The following is a 14110-nucleotide window of genomic DNA, read 5'->3' as shown; positions in this document are numbered from 1 at the left end:
AGTTTTTAATGATCAACGCTGTGGGTAAACCCCAGTCCATCCTGCTGCTCGGCGGCGCGTCCGACATGGGCTTGGCCGTGGTCGAGGAGTTCCTCACCCGCGGTCCGGCACGCGTGGTGCTGGCCGCACGTCCCGGTGCGGAGCTGTCTTCCGCCATCGGACGTATGGAGGCCGCCGGCGCGTCCTCCGTGGAGACCGTCGACTTCGACGCCACCGACTTCGATTCCCACCCGGGAGTCTTCGACGAGATCTGGGCCGGCGGCGACATCGACCTGGCCGTGGTGGCCTTCGGTGTGCTCGGCGACAACGAGGTGCAGTGGACCGACCAGGAGCAGGCTGTGCTGGCCGCACAGGTCAACTACACCGGCGCGGTGTCGGTGGGTGTGCTGCTGTCCAACCGGATGAAGGCGCAGGGCCACGGTCAGATCGTGGTGTTCTCCTCCGTCGCCGGTGAGATGGTGCGCCGGTCGAACTTCGTCTACGGCTCCACCAAGGCCGGTGTGGACGGTTTCTACCGCATGCTCGGCGAGGCGCTGCGTGGCACCGGGGTGAAGGTGCTGACCGTGCGCCCCGGCCAGGTGCGCACGAACATGACCGCCGCTTTGGACGACGCCCCACTGACGGTGGACAAGACCGACGCCGCCAAGGCCGTCGCCGCAGGTGTGGACGGTGGCAAGCCGGTGATCTGGATCCACCCGCTGTTCCGTCCGATCATGATGATCCTGAAGAACCTGCCACAGGCAGTCGTTCGGCGACTGCCGCTGTAGGGGCGTGCAATAAGGCGAGGGACGCTCCTGCTGGTTCAGCGAACCGCGGTGCCCTGCAGCGATTCGGTCCGCCACAGTGACTGCGGGTGGTTCAGCGCATCGGCAACGGCGTCCCTCTCGGCGAAGGCATCCTCGTCGACCAAGCCGGCGGATTCTGCGCGGCCGACGATATAACCGTCGGCGTACTCACGCCAGTTCCCATAAGCCTGACGGGTCACGTGGAGTGCGGAGTCGACCAGGGTGTCCGTGTCTTTCACGTCGATCAAGCCGGTCCGGAATGAGACGCGGAGCAGCTGAAGGGCTCGGGCGATATCCCATGCGGCCGTGTCCCGGGGGAGCACCGACGGCAGAACCTGCGGGGCATTCACCGTGATGAACGGGTCGAGCACCCGATGGACCTCCCGCACAGGATCCCTGTCCGGGAGGTTCTCCGATATCCTCCGGACCATCTCGTCAAAGAGATCTCCTGCCCTGTCGATTCGGGCCTCGAGCGGTCGTGCCACGATGTCTCGCGCATAAGGCAGCAGGACGCGATACCCCGGATCCCCGGCCTCGAGGATCAACTTCCATGCTGTATTGACCGCCGACGCTCCGGTCGTGACTCCCCACACGGAGTTCAGTCTCTCCTTGTCGAGCCGACACAGGCCTTCGAAGCCCGGAGGCGCTCCACTGCGATCGGAAACGAACGCGACCCACGAAAAAGACCGAGGACGGGCCCGGTAGTCCCCGCTCGGCCCGTCGACGACACGCCCCTTGTCCATCTCGAAGGGCATCGACAGCGACCACGCGAGCTGCCGCTCCCGGTTCAGTCGGTTCTCCCTGACGAGCGGGTACCTCCCCGCCTTGAACCCGTCGAGTGCAAGGTACTCGTCGTACGTCATCGATTCCGTGGTGTTGTCCGCATACACGGGAGGCAGCGTAGCAGGCTGCGAGGTGCTGAACCGTGGCCTTGTTGCCGCAGGATTCCATCGAGCACCATCGCCGACTGCCGCTATAGGCGGCGCAGCGATTCCCCTCTGCCCGCGAAAAGCGGATCGTCGTGCGCGTTCTGGCATATGCTCATGCCTATGACACGCTTCGACAGGATCACGGTCGACCCCGCAAGGATGGGCGGCAAGCCGACTATTCGCGACCTCCGCCTGTCGGTCTCCATGATCGGCAACATGGTGGCCGGCGGGAAGAGCGTGCCAACGATCCTGGACGAGTATCCCTTCCTGGAGAAGGAAGATGTTCAACAGGCGTTGGCCTACACCGCGGCGCTGGCGGACAGTGAGTACTACCTCGAGCTTCAACAATCCGAGTGACGTAGCGCAACAGCCCAGGAGGCGCTACCGAATCACTCGGAGTCAACCAATCCCAGGGCTTCTCTGCCTGCATGCGCCAGTCGAAATCGGAGTGGCATTGCCGATACCTGCCGGATAAAACCACGATCGACAAGGTCGGCTGTCCTTGGGCGGACATACTGCTTCGATTTTTTCAGGGACTTCGCAATGACCTCCAGAGTTACCTCTCCCTTCACCCCAAACAACGATGCCTGCCCAATGATGGCCAGAACCTCTACGGCACCATTCTTCGACCCCCGGAAAGTGTCGTCATTCTTCAGTTCCGGAACCCGGGCGACAATCGCGTCAATCTGCTTCTTCCTGTGCTCCAGATCGTCACGCATTCGACCCTGGGCTTCCGCAATGATCTCCAACATGGAGGTGACGAAAACCGTGGCATCGCCGTGATTCAACGGCTGCTCAGCGTCCTGAAATGCCTTATAGTACCGTTCTTTGTTGTCAGCGATCGTGGCCGACAGAGACAACCACGCGACGGGCGACAAGCTCCGGCCCAAGTCCAGTGCAAGCAGGTAGCGCCCAGTTCGTCCGTTGCCATCATAGAACGGGTGCACATTCTCGAAGATGAAGTGGGAAATAACTGCCCTGACCAGTATCGGGATGTCATCATTCCGAGACTGACTCAACATCTCGCGGAGCCCAGAGACAATGATCTCCTCGGTGGGCGACCCCGAATGAACTACTTTCTGTCCTGAGGAGATATGTACAGCACCAGCCCTGAACAGATCCCCATCCAGTGAGTCACCGGAATCAATTTCCCCGTCAGTGACGTCGTCGTAGATACGGCGAATGTCCTCAATAGTCCCCGGCGGCTCCACGGTGTTGTCCGACAATGCACTGTAGAGCCGCGCCATCTCGCGGAAACGCCGTTGCTCCGATACTGCACCACCCTGGACCGCATCCAAGACATCCGCAATCTCCTGGCGAGTGGAATAGACGGCCTCAATATCGTTCGTTGCGTAGATCTCCTCCACAATCATCGTCCGCAGATAGTGGTACTGCACAGCACGGGGGAGGCTTCTCCATACCTGGCGCGCCCGATTCTCATGGTCCATGATCCGCTCGATCAAGCGTGCAATGTCCGGTGTTACCAGGCAGAACATCGTGTGGTCGCCGACCATGAAGTTCCAGTGGATCGCGGCAGGTGACGACCGGCGGGCCGCCTCTTCACCGTCGGCAGTGCTGCGGTCCCGCTGATGGAAGATCGACTTGAGCGTGCGGTAGGACATCATCGAACCCTTCGTGGTGTGTGCCGAACCTGGTCTACGGGCACGCTGAGATCATGTTGCCGACCTCAGATCTAGCCCAACTTGATGTAAATGGCACTTTACATCAAATTGGCGGTCACCTTCCGGCACCAGAATGATCCACGGGGCCACCGAGATCATTCTGACCCCGGCTAAGCCCCTACCCCACGAACGGGTAGTCGGTGTAGCCGTGGGCGCCGCCCACGTAGAACGTCGAGGAGTCCGGCTCGTTGAGCTCGAGGCCGTCCTTCCAGCGACGCACCAGGTCCGGGTTGGCGATGAGCTGACGGCCCACGACCGCCGCATCCGCCAGGTCGTCCTCGACGATGTGGCGTGCCTCGTCGAACTGGGTGACCTTCCCGAATCCGCTGTTGAGCAGGAATGCCCCGCCGAAACGCGCGCGCAGCGCGGCGACCAGGTCGCCGTCGATGTCGGCGTGCAACACCGACAGGTACGCAATCCCCACGTCGCGGATGCCGTCAAGGAGGGCACCATAGGTGGCCAGGACGTCCTCCCGGTCGTCCTCCGGCACGCCCTGCACACCGTGCTCCGGGGAGATACGCAGCGCCGTACGGTCCGCTCCGATCTCCTCGGCGACCGCGCGCACGACCTCGACGGTCAGTCGCGCCCGGTTCTCCGGCGACCCGCCGTAGGCGTCCTCCCGGTGGTTCGAGGACGCGGCGGTGAACTCGTGCAGCAGGTAACCGTTCGCGCCGTGGATCTCCACGGCATCGACGCCGGCATCCACCGCGCGGCGTGCACCGTCCACGAACTCCTGGATGATGCGCGGGATCTCGTCGGTGGCCAGGGCACGCGGCACCACGCCATCGAGCTTGCCGGAGAACCCACGGACCGGGCCGCCGGTGCCGAGTGCGCTCGGGGCCTCCGGCTCACCGCCGCGCAGCAGGTCAGGGTGGGACGTGCGCCCGCCGTGCATGATCTGCATGACCAGGGTGCCGCCGTCGGCGTGGACGGCGTCGGCCACCCGGGCCCACCCGTCACGGTGCTCGTCGGTGGCGATGCCGGCCTGGCCGGGGAAGGATCGGTTGCTGAAGGCGGGGAAGGTGCCCTCGGTGAGCACCAGTCCGGCGCTGGCACGCTGGCGGTAGTACTCCACGTGCAGGTCGGTGGGGTTGCCGTCCTCCTCGGCGCGCTGGCGGGTCAGCGCGGCCATGGTCACCCGATTGTTCAGGTGCAGAGCGCCGGCGTCCAGCGAGTCGAAGAGGGAGTTCACTGAAGTTGCAGTGGTTGCGGTGGTTGCGGTCGTTGCAGTCGTTGATGTCGAAGTCACGTCCGGTCAACCTGGTGTGCGGCGGCGGTATTCCCAGACGACGTCAGAGCAAGCTAATTTTGCAGGTTCGGTACCCACATGACCACCTCGGGCCAGATAAGGAAGATCACGGCGATCACCATCGTCGCGAGGACGTACGGGAACGCGCCCTTGAAGACGGTGATCGGATTCACCCTGACCGCCTTCGCCACCACGAAGACGTTGATACCCATCGGTGGGGTCACCATTCCTGCCTCGGCAAGGAGAACCACGTAGATGCCGAACCAGATCGGGTCGTATCCCAAAGCCTCCACCACCGGCAGTGTCACCGGGACCGTCAACGCGATGATCGCGATCTGATCCATGAAGAACCCCAGGACGATGTACACCACGCCGATCAACAGCATGATGATGAACGGGTTCCAGCTGGAGCCGCCAATGCTTTCGACCAGCTTCGGAGTCACGCGGGTCTCGGTGATGAAGATGCCCAGGATCCCTGCGGAGATGATGATCGCGAAGATCATCGCCGAGGTTTTCACAGTCTCCAGGATCGCCACGCCGACAGCCCGGGTGTTCCACCGGCGAAGAGCGATGACCAGCACGAGTGACGCGAGAACGCCAAGTGCCGCAGCCTCGGTCGGGCTGGCGATACCGAAGAAGATGGACCCGACGACCGCGATGAAGACGACCAGGAGCGGCGACGCCTTCACCAGATAGCGCAGTTTCGTCCCGAAGGACGACCGCTCACCCTTCGGTGCGGCACTCTTGTCGCGAAGGAAACCGAGGTACATCGTGACAACCAGGCTCAGGGCGATCACAATGCCAGGGAAGAAACCTGCCACCAGGACTTTCCCGACCGGCGCCTCGGCAGTGATCGCGTAGAACACGAGGATGATGCTCGGAGGAATCATGGCGGCCAACGTTCCGACCACGGCGACGAGACCGGTGGCGGTACCTGTCCGGTAGCCCTCCTTCAGCATGCGGGTCGTCGAGGTCTGCGCCAGCGTCGCCGCCGCAGCCGTGGATGACCCAGACACGGCGGCAAAGGCCGCACCCGCTCCGACGGTGGCCACAGCCGTGCCACCGGAGATCCGTCCGACGAAGCTTCGCGCGGCGTCGAACAACGAGTCCAGGAGCCCGGACAGGAGCATCAACTGTGCCATGAGGATGAATAGGGGAATCGCGGAGAGCGAGTTCGACCGGACGGCGGCGAAGGGGGCCGATTCCATCGCGTGGAGGGCCAGGCCGGGACCGCCGATAAAGAGGAGCCCCACCAGTCCCGCGGCAAAGACCGCGAAGCTGACCGGAACCCGCAGCATGACGAGAACAACGAGGAGGAGGAGGATCGACAATGCCAACATGGTCAGTGCACCTCGCCCGGGTCGTAATCGGAGTAGGGGCGGTCCCAGGGTGCGATGAGTTCACGCACCAGGTCGAGCGCCACCACGATCACACCGAGAAGTGCGGACAGCGGCACGATGACCAGGAATGTCCAGTCGGGAAGAGGCAGGTCCGCCAGACCCGGCAGGACCCGGTGACCGAGCTCCACGGACATCGCCGTCTTGTTCCATCCTGCGACGAGCAGCGTCAGCAGCACGGTCAAAATCAGGAGATGAATCAGTACCAGGATGACTTTCCTGATCCGCGGGTTCAGCCGGGCGAAAAGGGAGGCGACGGCAATGTGCGACGCCGTCCGGTACGCGGTCACCAGACCGAAAAAGGCGATCACCGGCAGCAGGAACTTCTCGATGACAGAGACGTTCCACCCCAGGGGATGGTGGAAGACCGAACGCATCACGATCTCCACGAGTGTCAGGATGCACAGGACGACCACAGAGGCACCGGCAATCCAGGCGCAGAACGCCGATAGCCCGTTCTGCACGCGGTCCAGGCGCGGATGATCCGTGTCGCGGAACCCGAACGCAGTGGGAATCGCGTTACCCTGATGGCTTAAATGGACGATTGTAGAGGACACGGGTATCAACTCTTCTCGATGTGGTGGTTGGAGTAGTGGTCCATCGCGGTCGTGAAGGCGTCGAGCACGCGGCGTCCGGGCAGACCCGCTGCCTCAGCGGTCTCCACCCAGTTCTCGACGACGGGCTCGGTGGCACGACGCCACTCGTCCCGTTGCGGCGAAATGTCGTGGAGCGTGACGCCTGCGTCCTCCATCGTCTGGTACGCCTCGGCGTTGGCGTTGTTGAGTTCATCGCAGACCGACCGCTGTGCGATTTCGGCGGCCGCGATGACGGCCTGCTGTTGGTCCGTGGAAAGCCTCTCCCAGGCATCCGTGTTGATCCCGTAGAACACGGTGATCGAGCCGAGCTCGGCCCCGACCGTGGTGTCGGTCAGGACGTCCTCGAGACCGTAAGGGGTCACGCTGACCGGGCCGGTCACCGTGCCTTCCACCGTCGATCTCGAGATCGCCTCGTAAAAGTCGCCGGTGGGCATCGACACGCCGGCAGCGTCCAGTCCGTCGACGACCCTGTCGAGGGACCCGCCCGGGGAGCGCAGAACAAGGCCGGCCGCGTCCTCCGGGGACGTGACCTCCACTCCTGACGTCATGACCTCGTAGGAAGGCACCGTCGACGCCCAGAGCGGACGGAACTTCATGTCCTCGAGCTCTTCGTCGTAGAGGATGTTCCCCGGCGCCCCCAACTCCATCATCGAGTAGCCGATGGCGCAGGCGTCCGAACCGAAACCGGGCAGGTCACCGACACTGGACAGGGGAAATTCCGAACTGTTGTAGGACGGCGAGACGATCCCCAGATCCACGATCCCGCCGCGGAGGGTATCGGGGAGGTCCTGGACGGCCCCCATCTGTCCTGAGGCGAAGTAGTCCACCTCAACTCCTGACTCGCCGAGCGCGTCGAGGAACGGGGTTGTCCCGCCGACTCCGAAGGGGTGGGTCAGGGCCCAGCCGTCGGCCATCTTCAGGGGGTTGGTGGCGGTACCGTCCCGCACTTCGGGCGTGCATGCCGTGCCGGACGCCAGGAGCGTCACTGCCGCGACGGCTCCGACGATGGTGCGGGTCACGGCCAGAATGCCGCGCCGACTTCCGGGGGTTGTCCTGGGAGACATGACCCACTCCTCTGGTTGTGGATGAACTGTTGTCTGGTCACGGGCCGTCATGTTTACGACGCTCCTGTCCTGGCAGGGCGTTCCTGAGGATCTTCTCCGCCTGCCGGATGAGAGGGGCATCCACCATCCGTCCACCGACGGTGGATACTCCGCCGCCACGTCCGCTGTCGATGACGTCGCGTGCCCACGCCACTTCGGCGTCTCCGGGTCGGAATGCCTTCCTGATCACCTCCGCATGTGAGGGGTGGATACATGCCTTGTAGGTGAAACCACTGGCCACGGCATCCGAGGACTCCTCCGCCAGGCCGGCCACATCGGCGATGTCCAGATACACCGAGTCCACGGCGTCGGTCCCGGCCGCGCCACAACTCAACAGCACTTGTGAGCGGGCCGTCCGGCAAACGTCGCGGTACCGACCCGACGGGTCCCTGCTCGACTTTCCGTCGAGCGAGGCGATGAGGTCTTCTGCACCCCACATCACAGCGCTTACACCAGAATGGGCGGCGATGGCGGGGGCACAGAGGACTCCCTGGGCCGTCTCGATCAAGGCCACCACCTCCCATCGGTCCATGCCGTCGAGGTCGCGGGGATCCTCGACCTTGGGAAGCATGATCCTCGTATATTTTGTCCGCGCCACCGCCTCCAGGTCGGCGTCCCTGTGCCCGCTCCCGGCAGGGTTCACCCGGACGATGACCCGCGCTGGGTCCACCGGGCACTCCACGAGGGCGGTACGGGCACGGTCCTTGTCCACATCGGCGACGGCATCCTCGAGGTCGATGATGACCGCGTCCGCAGCTGCCAGTGCTTTCGTGTACCGCTCGGGACGGTCACCGGGACAGAACAACCAGACAGGTCCGGGGATACTCATGCCGGTTCACCCCCCTCAGGTGACAGGCGCATCAACGTGGTGCGGGTGACCATGGCGACGACCACCCCGTCCTGATTCTCGGCGATATGCTTGAATGTGACGATCCCCTGGTCAGGGCGGCTACGCGATAGCCTCTTCTCCAGCACTTCGGTGCGCCCGTAGATCGTGTCTCCGCTGAAGACGGGGGCCGGGAACACCGTGTCCCCGAAACCGAGGTTGGCCACGATGGTGCCCTGTGTCAGGTGCCCCACCGACAAGCCGACCAGTACCGACATCGTCAACAGACTGTTGACCAGCGGTTCGCCGAACTCGGAGCTGCTGCTGCGTGCTGCGTCAAGGTGAAGGGACTGCGGGTTCATCGTCAACGTGCTGAACTGGATGTTGTCGGACTGGGTCAATGTCCTTCCCGGTGCATGGCGGTAGGTCACGCCGGTCTCCAGTTCGTCGAACCAGAATCCGCGTTGCTCCACTGTCCGGTACGGTCGGCTCTCTGTGGTCGACGGAACGGGGTTGTTCATCATGCCACCTCCCCGACGATCAGCGGAGGTTCGGTCGCTGCCTCGACCATCTCCCTGGTGACACCCGGTGACAGTTCCCGGAGGACCAGTCCTTCCGTGGTGACGTCAATGACCGCGAGGTCAGTGACAATACGGTCGACGCAGCGGCGACCAGTGGCGGGGAACGAGCACTCACGCACAATTTTCGGTGAGCCGTCTTTCGCGGTGTGTTCCATCATCACGATCACCCGACGGGCGCCGTGGACGAGGTCCATCGCCCCTCCCATCCCCTTGATCATCTTGCCCGGGACACTCCAGTTGGCGAGATCTCCTTCACCCGACACCTGCATCGCGCCGAGAATCGCCGTGTCGATGTGACCTCCCCGGATTAAGCTGAACGACTCTGCGGAGTCGAAGAAGGAAGCTCCGGGGAGCGTGGTCACCGTCTCCTTGCCTGCGTTGATGACGTCGGGGTCGACGGCGTCGACGGTAGGGTACGGACCGACCCCGAGAATGCCGTTCTCCGACTCGAGGACGACGTGGCGCCCCCGGGGAATGTGGTTCGGGACCAGCGTGGGAAGCCCGATCCCCAGGTTGACGTACTCTCCGTCGTGAAGCTCATCTGCCACGCGTCGCGCGAGGGCCTCTCGGTCCAGGCTCATGGTCGTACCATCCTTTTCTCGATCTTCTTGCCTTCGTCGCCGACGCGGACAACCCGCTGGACGTAGGCCCCGGGGGTATGTATGTCATTGGGGCCGATTTCTCCCGGTTCCACCAGCGTCTCCACCTCGGCGACGGTGATCCTGCCCGCGGCCGCACACAGCGGGTTGAAGTTTCGGGCCGCGCCGTCGTACCTGAGGTTTCCGTGCCGGTCGCCGACCGCTGCCCGGACCAGCGCGAAGTCGGCGGTGATCGCCTCCTCCAGGATGTAGTCCCTCCCGTGGAAACTGCGTGTCTCCTTAGCCGGGGAGACGGTGTCGACTGTCCCGTCGGTCCGGTACTTCCACGGCAGCCCGCCCTCGGCGACCTGCGTCCCGACGCCGGCGGGTGTGAAGAAGGCGGGGATCCCCGCACCTCCGGCACGGAGCCGCTCCGCGAGAGTGCCCTGGGGGCAGAGCTCGAGTTCCAGTTCCCCACTGAGGTACTGCCGGGCGAACTCCTTGTTCTCACCGACGTAGCTACTGGTAGTACGGGATATCCGGTGGTGGTCGAGCAGAAGCCCCAGACCGGTGGCATCGATGCCGCAGTTGTTGGAGATGGTCCTGAGGTCCCCTACTCCCTGGTCAAGCAACGCCTCGATCAGCCGGAAGGGAATACCGCACAACCCGAAGCCGCCCACGGCGAGACTTGCACCATCGGGGATGTCCGCGACCGCGTCCACGGTCGACCGGTATGTCTTATCCATTGTTCCTCACAATTCTCTGCATCAGCGCCGCAGAGCATCCGTTCTCCGCCAGCACTCGTTCGGTGTCTTCGCCTTTACGCCGCGGAGGCGTCCGGAACGCCCCTGGAGTCCGACTGAGTTTCACGGGCACGCCGGGGCCGGTGTAGTCGTCCTCCCGGACGACCATCTCCCGGAATGCCACCTGTTGACTGTCGAGTGCCTCATTCACGGTGTTGACCGGCGCTGCGGGGATCCCCCGAGAGAGGAGAAGATCGGACAGGGCATCCCTGTCGAAGTCCGCGAGAGCATCCTCCAGGAAACGGCGCAGGCGCTCCCGGTTGCCGACACGTCGGGCGTTGGTCACGAAATCGGGGTCGTCGGCAAGCTCCGGCCGTCCAAGCAGTGTGGTGAGATCCCTGAACTGCCGGTCGTTGCCTGCACCGATGAACATCGCCCGCCCGCCGGCCGAGAAGACGTCGTAGGGAGCGATCGTCGGATGGGCGGAGCCCGTGCGTACCGGTTCCCGTCCATCAACGAACCAGGACGACGAGTGGGGGTGCAGGAGGCTGACAGCGCTGTCCAGGAGCGTGGAATCCACCCGCTGACCACGCCCGGACCGGTGGCGCTCAAGGAGTGCAAGGAGGATCCCGGAGAAACTCAGCATTCCCGTGACCATGTCCACCACCGGCACTCCGATACGCAGCGGGGCCCCGTCCGGTTCCCCGTTGATGCTCATCAGACCCGAGTAGGCCTGTAGGGCCGCGTCATACCCGGGAGTGCTGCCCATAGGGCCCTCGGTGCCGTAGCCGGTGATGCGGCAGTGGACCAGCCGGGGGAACTCGCGTTCCAGCCGGTCGTCGGTGAACCCCCAGCGGGCCAGGGTGCCCGCCTTGAAATTCTCGACGAGTACGTCCGCACCCTGCAGAAGTGTCGTCAGTGCCTCCACACCTTCCGGAGAGGTCAGGTCCAGACAGATATTGTCCTTGTTCCGGTTGAGTGCCGAGTAGTACCCACTGGTGTCACCGTCCAGGAACGGCGGCCCCCAGGTCCTCGTCTCGTCACCTGCGGGAGGCTCGACCTTGATCACCGTCGCACCGTGATCGGCGAGCATCTGGGTGCACAACGGGCCCGCCAGGACCCGGGACAGGTCGATGACCTGCAAACCTTCCAGGCTCCCCGCGCCGGTCTTCTCTGTTTTCTCCACTGCGTTTCTCCGCTTTTCTCTTCTCAGGTCCGTCGGTACCGTGCGGCCCGCGGGGTCAGTACGACTTCGGCAGACCCAGCACATGGTTGGCGACGTAGTTCATGACCATCTCCTGGCTCACCGGGGCGAGCCGGAGGATCCGCGACTCCCGGAAGTAGCGTTCGACGTTGTACTCCCTGGCGTAGCCCATCCCGCCGAGCGTCTGTATGGCCTGGTCAGCAGCCTTGAATCCGGCGTCTGCACAGAGCCACTTCGCCATGTTCGCCTCGCGTCCACAGCTCAACCCACGGTCGTAGCGGGATGCGGCGTTCCGTGCCATCAGTTCTGCGGCGTCCAGTCGGGTCTGGCATTCGGCCAGGGGGAAGGCGATTCCCTGGTTCATGCCGATCGGACGGTCGAACACGATCCGTTCGCCGGCGTAGGCGACCGCCTTCCGCATCGCGGCGCGTCCGATACCGAGTGCCTCATGGGCCAGCAGGATACGTTCCGGGTTCAGCCCGTCGAGCAGGTAGCGGAATCCCTTCCCTTCGTCACCGACACGTGCGGTGTCCGGCACGAAGAGGTCATCGAAGACGACCTCGTAGGACTGGACAGCGTTCCGGCCCATCTTCGGGATCGCTTGGACACTGACGGCGTCGTCGTCGATGTCGGCGAGAAACAGCGACATCCCGTCGGTCGGCTTGGCGACCTGGTCGCGTGGCGTGGTCCTGGCGATCAGGACCATTTTGGTGGACTGCCCCGCTTTCGTGATCCAGACCTTGCGTCCGTTCACCAGGTATCCACCGTCCACCTTCTTCGCGAACGTCCTGATACGGGTGGTATCCGTGCCTGCATCGGGCTCGGTCACTCCGAAACAGACATGCAGGGAGCCGTCGACCGCCCTGGGCAGGATCTCCTGACGCAGTTCCTCACTTCCGTGCTTGACCACCGTGTTCAGGCCGAAAATGGTCAGGTGCATCGTACTGCAACCATTCATCCCGGCTCCGGACTCCGCGACCTGCTGGAGCAGCACGGAGGCCTCAGTCACCCCGAGTCCACCGCCTCCGTACTGCTCGGGAATCGCGATACCAAGCCACCCGCCGTCGGCGAAGGCGGTGTAGAACTCCCACGGGAATTCTCCCAGTCGGTCCTTCTCTGCCCAGTAGTCGTCCCCGAAACTATCTGCGAGCTCCCTCGCCCCGTCGCGGAGGTCCCGCTGGTCCTCACTGAGTTCAAAACCCATGTCGTCCGCCCATCTCGTTGTCGTCCTAGTTACGAACGCTCGTTCCTATATAGGAACGTTCATTCACGAATACAACATAGTTCAGGAGGTAGGATCTCGTCAAGAGGCTTCCAACAACCGGCCACTCACACCGTCGGGATCCACGCGGGGCCACTACGAGCCCACCTACCCACAGGAGAGCAATGAACGACAGCACGCCCCGGACTGAACCCCTGCGCCCGCCACGGGAGGGATCGGCACACCGGACCGTGTCGCGAGTGACGTCGATCCTGGAACTCGTCTCCGCCTCAGAGCCCGCCGGAATGAGTTTGGCCGCGCTCGCCGAAGCACTGCAGGCACCGAAATCCTCGGCTCATGGACTAGTCCAGGGACTGTTGTCCGTGGGCTACCTAGTCGGGACGGAAGGCATCTACCACCTAGGTCCCGCCCCCGGCGCACTCCTCCGTTCAGCACAACCCCCGCTCGCCGAGCGTGCCCGCCCCGACATGGAGGCGCTGAGAGACGACATCGACGAAACAGTCGTCCTATCGGAGCTGGTCGGTGACACCTTCGTTTACGTGACGATGGTCGAAGCACATCAGGCGATCCACTACTCGACACCACTCGGCATCAGGAAGGCACTCGTCCCCATGAGTGCTGGCCGAGCATTTCTCTCGACCATGAGCAACAAAGCCGTCGATGCCTACCTACGAAAGCATCCCGACCTAGACGGGGAAGCCCTTCTGGACGACCTCGCCAACATCCGCCACACCGGTGCCGCCATCAACCGAGAACTGACCGTGCCCGGCCTTAGCGCAGTGGCGAGTGCTATCGGCACAGCGCAACCGGCGCGGTGGGCACTGTCCGTGGCAGGCCCTACGGACCGACTCTCGGCACATATCGACGAAGTAGCCGGGAAGGTAACCGCAACGGCCAACCGGATCTCACAATTGCTTTAATCCCATCCGACCACCCCTTGCCCGATACCCCATAGGGGTATACAGTCGGACGTGTCAGAAACATTGAAGGCAAGGAGAACACCATGGCCACCGTCACCAAGAACTACACCGTCGAAGGCATGACCTGCGGACACTGCAAGGCCTCCGTGGAGGAAGAGGTCGGCGACATCGCCGGCGTCACCTCCGTCGCGGTCGACCTGTCCACCGGCGCGGTCAGCGTCACCGGCGAGGACGTGACGGACGACGCAGTCTCCGCCGCCGTCGCCGAGGCCGGCTACACCGTGAAGGCATAACC

Annotated in this window: 16 protein-coding genes and 1 pseudogene; 4 read left to right on the top strand and 13 right to left on the bottom strand. The window is 63.8% G+C overall.

All coding sequences use genetic code 11. From position 1 onward, the window contains the following. The first annotated feature begins 8 nt into the window (after positions 1-8). Positions 9-767, top strand: coding sequence for a decaprenylphospho-beta-D-erythro-pentofuranosid-2-ulose 2-reductase (locus ACT3SZ_RS04260; RefSeq protein ID WP_444616953.1), 759 nt, complete (start codon positions 9-11; stop codon positions 765-767). 35 nt (positions 768-802) lie between these two features. Here ACT3SZ_RS04260 and ACT3SZ_RS04255 read toward each other — a convergent pair whose 3' ends face one another. Then, positions 803-1675, bottom strand: a complete 873-nt coding sequence (locus tag ACT3SZ_RS04255) for a DUF1266 domain-containing protein (protein ID WP_444616951.1) — start codon at positions 1673-1675, stop codon at positions 803-805. A gap of 28 nt (positions 1676-1703) precedes the next feature. After that, positions 1704-1802: pseudogene (locus ACT3SZ_RS04250) on the bottom strand (CGNR zinc finger domain-containing protein); the annotation flags it as partial. A 32-nt stretch (positions 1803-1834) separates the two neighbouring features. Between ACT3SZ_RS04250 and ACT3SZ_RS04245 the strand changes: the two are divergent. Next, positions 1835-2071: a DUF433 domain-containing protein gene (locus ACT3SZ_RS04245; protein WP_444616950.1), complete on the top strand. Its 237-nt coding sequence runs from the start codon at positions 1835-1837 to the stop codon at positions 2069-2071. A gap of 32 nt (positions 2072-2103) precedes the next feature. Here ACT3SZ_RS04245 and ACT3SZ_RS04240 read toward each other — a convergent pair whose 3' ends face one another. The 11 genes from ACT3SZ_RS04240 to ACT3SZ_RS04190 all read right to left on the bottom strand — a co-directional run bounded on the left by ACT3SZ_RS04240 (position 2104) and on the right by ACT3SZ_RS04190 (position 12877). Beyond that, a complete protein-coding gene (locus ACT3SZ_RS04240) occupies positions 2104-3336 on the bottom strand; it encodes a Fic family protein (protein ID WP_444616948.1) in 1233 nt (410 codons plus the stop codon). Between the two features lie 178 nt (positions 3337-3514). After that, complete coding sequence (locus ACT3SZ_RS04235) at positions 3515-4588, bottom strand: alkene reductase (protein ID WP_444617052.1); 1074 nt, start codon at positions 4586-4588, stop codon at positions 3515-3517. Between the two features lie 110 nt (positions 4589-4698). After that, a complete protein-coding gene (locus ACT3SZ_RS04230; RefSeq protein WP_444616946.1) occupies positions 4699-5985 on the bottom strand; it encodes a TRAP transporter large permease in 1287 nt (428 codons plus the stop codon). A gap of 2 nt (positions 5986-5987) precedes the next feature. Continuing rightward, positions 5988-6599, bottom strand: a complete 612-nt coding sequence (locus tag ACT3SZ_RS04225) for a TRAP transporter small permease (protein WP_444616944.1) — start codon at positions 6597-6599, stop codon at positions 5988-5990. A 5-nt stretch (positions 6600-6604) separates the two neighbouring features. Further along, positions 6605-7702, bottom strand: a complete 1098-nt coding sequence (dctP, locus tag ACT3SZ_RS04220; protein WP_444616942.1) for a TRAP transporter substrate-binding protein DctP — start codon at positions 7700-7702, stop codon at positions 6605-6607. Positions 7703-7739: 37 nt separating this feature from the next. Then, complete coding sequence (locus ACT3SZ_RS04215) at positions 7740-8570, bottom strand: HpcH/HpaI aldolase/citrate lyase family protein (protein WP_444616940.1); 831 nt, start codon at positions 8568-8570, stop codon at positions 7740-7742. Beyond that, on the bottom strand, positions 8567-9091 hold the full coding sequence (locus tag ACT3SZ_RS04210; RefSeq protein ID WP_444616939.1) for a MaoC family dehydratase: 525 nt from the start codon (positions 9089-9091) through the stop codon (positions 8567-8569). The genes ACT3SZ_RS04215 and ACT3SZ_RS04210 overlap by 4 nt, the downstream gene beginning before the upstream one ends. Next, positions 9088-9729, bottom strand: a complete 642-nt coding sequence (locus ACT3SZ_RS04205; protein ID WP_444616937.1) for a CoA transferase subunit B — start codon at positions 9727-9729, stop codon at positions 9088-9090. The genes ACT3SZ_RS04210 and ACT3SZ_RS04205 overlap by 4 nt, the downstream gene beginning before the upstream one ends. Continuing rightward, the gene (locus tag ACT3SZ_RS04200; RefSeq protein WP_444616935.1) at positions 9726-10472 is read right to left on the bottom strand and encodes a CoA transferase subunit A; all 747 of its coding nucleotides are present in this window, start codon (positions 10470-10472) and stop codon (positions 9726-9728) included. Before ACT3SZ_RS04200 ends, ACT3SZ_RS04205 begins: the two co-directional genes overlap by 4 nt. Beyond that, positions 10465-11655, bottom strand: coding sequence for a CaiB/BaiF CoA transferase family protein (locus ACT3SZ_RS04195; protein ID WP_444616934.1), 1191 nt, complete (start codon positions 11653-11655; stop codon positions 10465-10467). Before ACT3SZ_RS04195 ends, ACT3SZ_RS04200 begins: the two co-directional genes overlap by 8 nt. A 55-nt stretch (positions 11656-11710) precedes the next feature. Further along, entirely contained in the window at positions 11711-12877 is a 1167-nt protein-coding gene (locus ACT3SZ_RS04190) for an acyl-CoA dehydrogenase family protein (RefSeq protein WP_444616933.1), read from the bottom strand. Between the two features lie 257 nt (positions 12878-13134). Between ACT3SZ_RS04190 and ACT3SZ_RS04185 the strand changes: the two genes are divergently transcribed. Beyond that, on the top strand, positions 13135-13815 hold the full coding sequence (locus ACT3SZ_RS04185) for an IclR family transcriptional regulator (RefSeq protein ID WP_444616932.1): 681 nt from the start codon (positions 13135-13137) through the stop codon (positions 13813-13815). A gap of 83 nt (positions 13816-13898) precedes the next feature. Beyond that, positions 13899-14108, top strand: a complete 210-nt coding sequence (locus ACT3SZ_RS04180; RefSeq protein WP_444616931.1) for a heavy-metal-associated domain-containing protein — start codon at positions 13899-13901, stop codon at positions 14106-14108. The last annotated feature ends 2 nt before the right edge of the window (positions 14109-14110 follow it).

The organism is Corynebacterium sp. AOP40-9SA-29 (assembly GCF_052377405.1).
In the GTDB taxonomy this organism is placed as follows: Bacteria; Actinomycetota; Actinomycetes; order Mycobacteriales; family Mycobacteriaceae; genus Corynebacterium.
This window is presented reverse-complemented; position numbering and strand designations above follow the sequence as displayed.

What these genes read in the sequence shown, in the direction of transcription:
- ACT3SZ_RS04240 (WP_444616948.1), bottom strand. Translation starts at nt 3,336, where the DNA reads ATGTCCTACCGCACGCTCAAGTCGATCTTCCATCAGCGGGACCGCAGC.
- ACT3SZ_RS04180 (WP_444616931.1), top strand. Translation starts at nt 13,899, where the DNA reads ATGGCCACCGTCACCAAGAACTACACCGTCGAAGGCATGACCTGCGGA.
- ACT3SZ_RS04205 (WP_444616937.1), bottom strand. Translation starts at nt 9,729, where the DNA reads ATGAGCCTGGACCGAGAGGCCCTCGCGCGACGCGTGGCAGATGAGCTT.
- ACT3SZ_RS04230 (WP_444616946.1), bottom strand. Translation starts at nt 5,985, where the DNA reads ATGTTGGCATTGTCGATCCTCCTCCTCCTCGTTGTTCTCGTCATGCTG.
- ACT3SZ_RS04200 (WP_444616935.1), bottom strand. Translation starts at nt 10,472, where the DNA reads ATGGATAAGACATACCGGTCGACCGTGGACGCGGTCGCGGACATCCCC.
- dctP (WP_444616942.1), bottom strand. Translation starts at nt 7,702, where the DNA reads ATGTCTCCCAGGACAACCCCCGGAAGTCGGCGCGGCATTCTGGCCGTG.
- ACT3SZ_RS04245 (WP_444616950.1), top strand. Translation starts at nt 1,835, where the DNA reads ATGACACGCTTCGACAGGATCACGGTCGACCCCGCAAGGATGGGCGGC.
- ACT3SZ_RS04215 (WP_444616940.1), bottom strand. Translation starts at nt 8,570, where the DNA reads ATGAGTATCCCCGGACCTGTCTGGTTGTTCTGTCCCGGTGACCGTCCC.
- ACT3SZ_RS04260 (WP_444616953.1), top strand. Translation starts at nt 9, where the DNA reads ATGATCAACGCTGTGGGTAAACCCCAGTCCATCCTGCTGCTCGGCGGC.
- ACT3SZ_RS04190 (WP_444616933.1), bottom strand. Translation starts at nt 12,877, where the DNA reads ATGGGTTTTGAACTCAGTGAGGACCAGCGGGACCTCCGCGACGGGGCG.
- ACT3SZ_RS04210 (WP_444616939.1), bottom strand. Translation starts at nt 9,091, where the DNA reads ATGATGAACAACCCCGTTCCGTCGACCACAGAGAGCCGACCGTACCGG.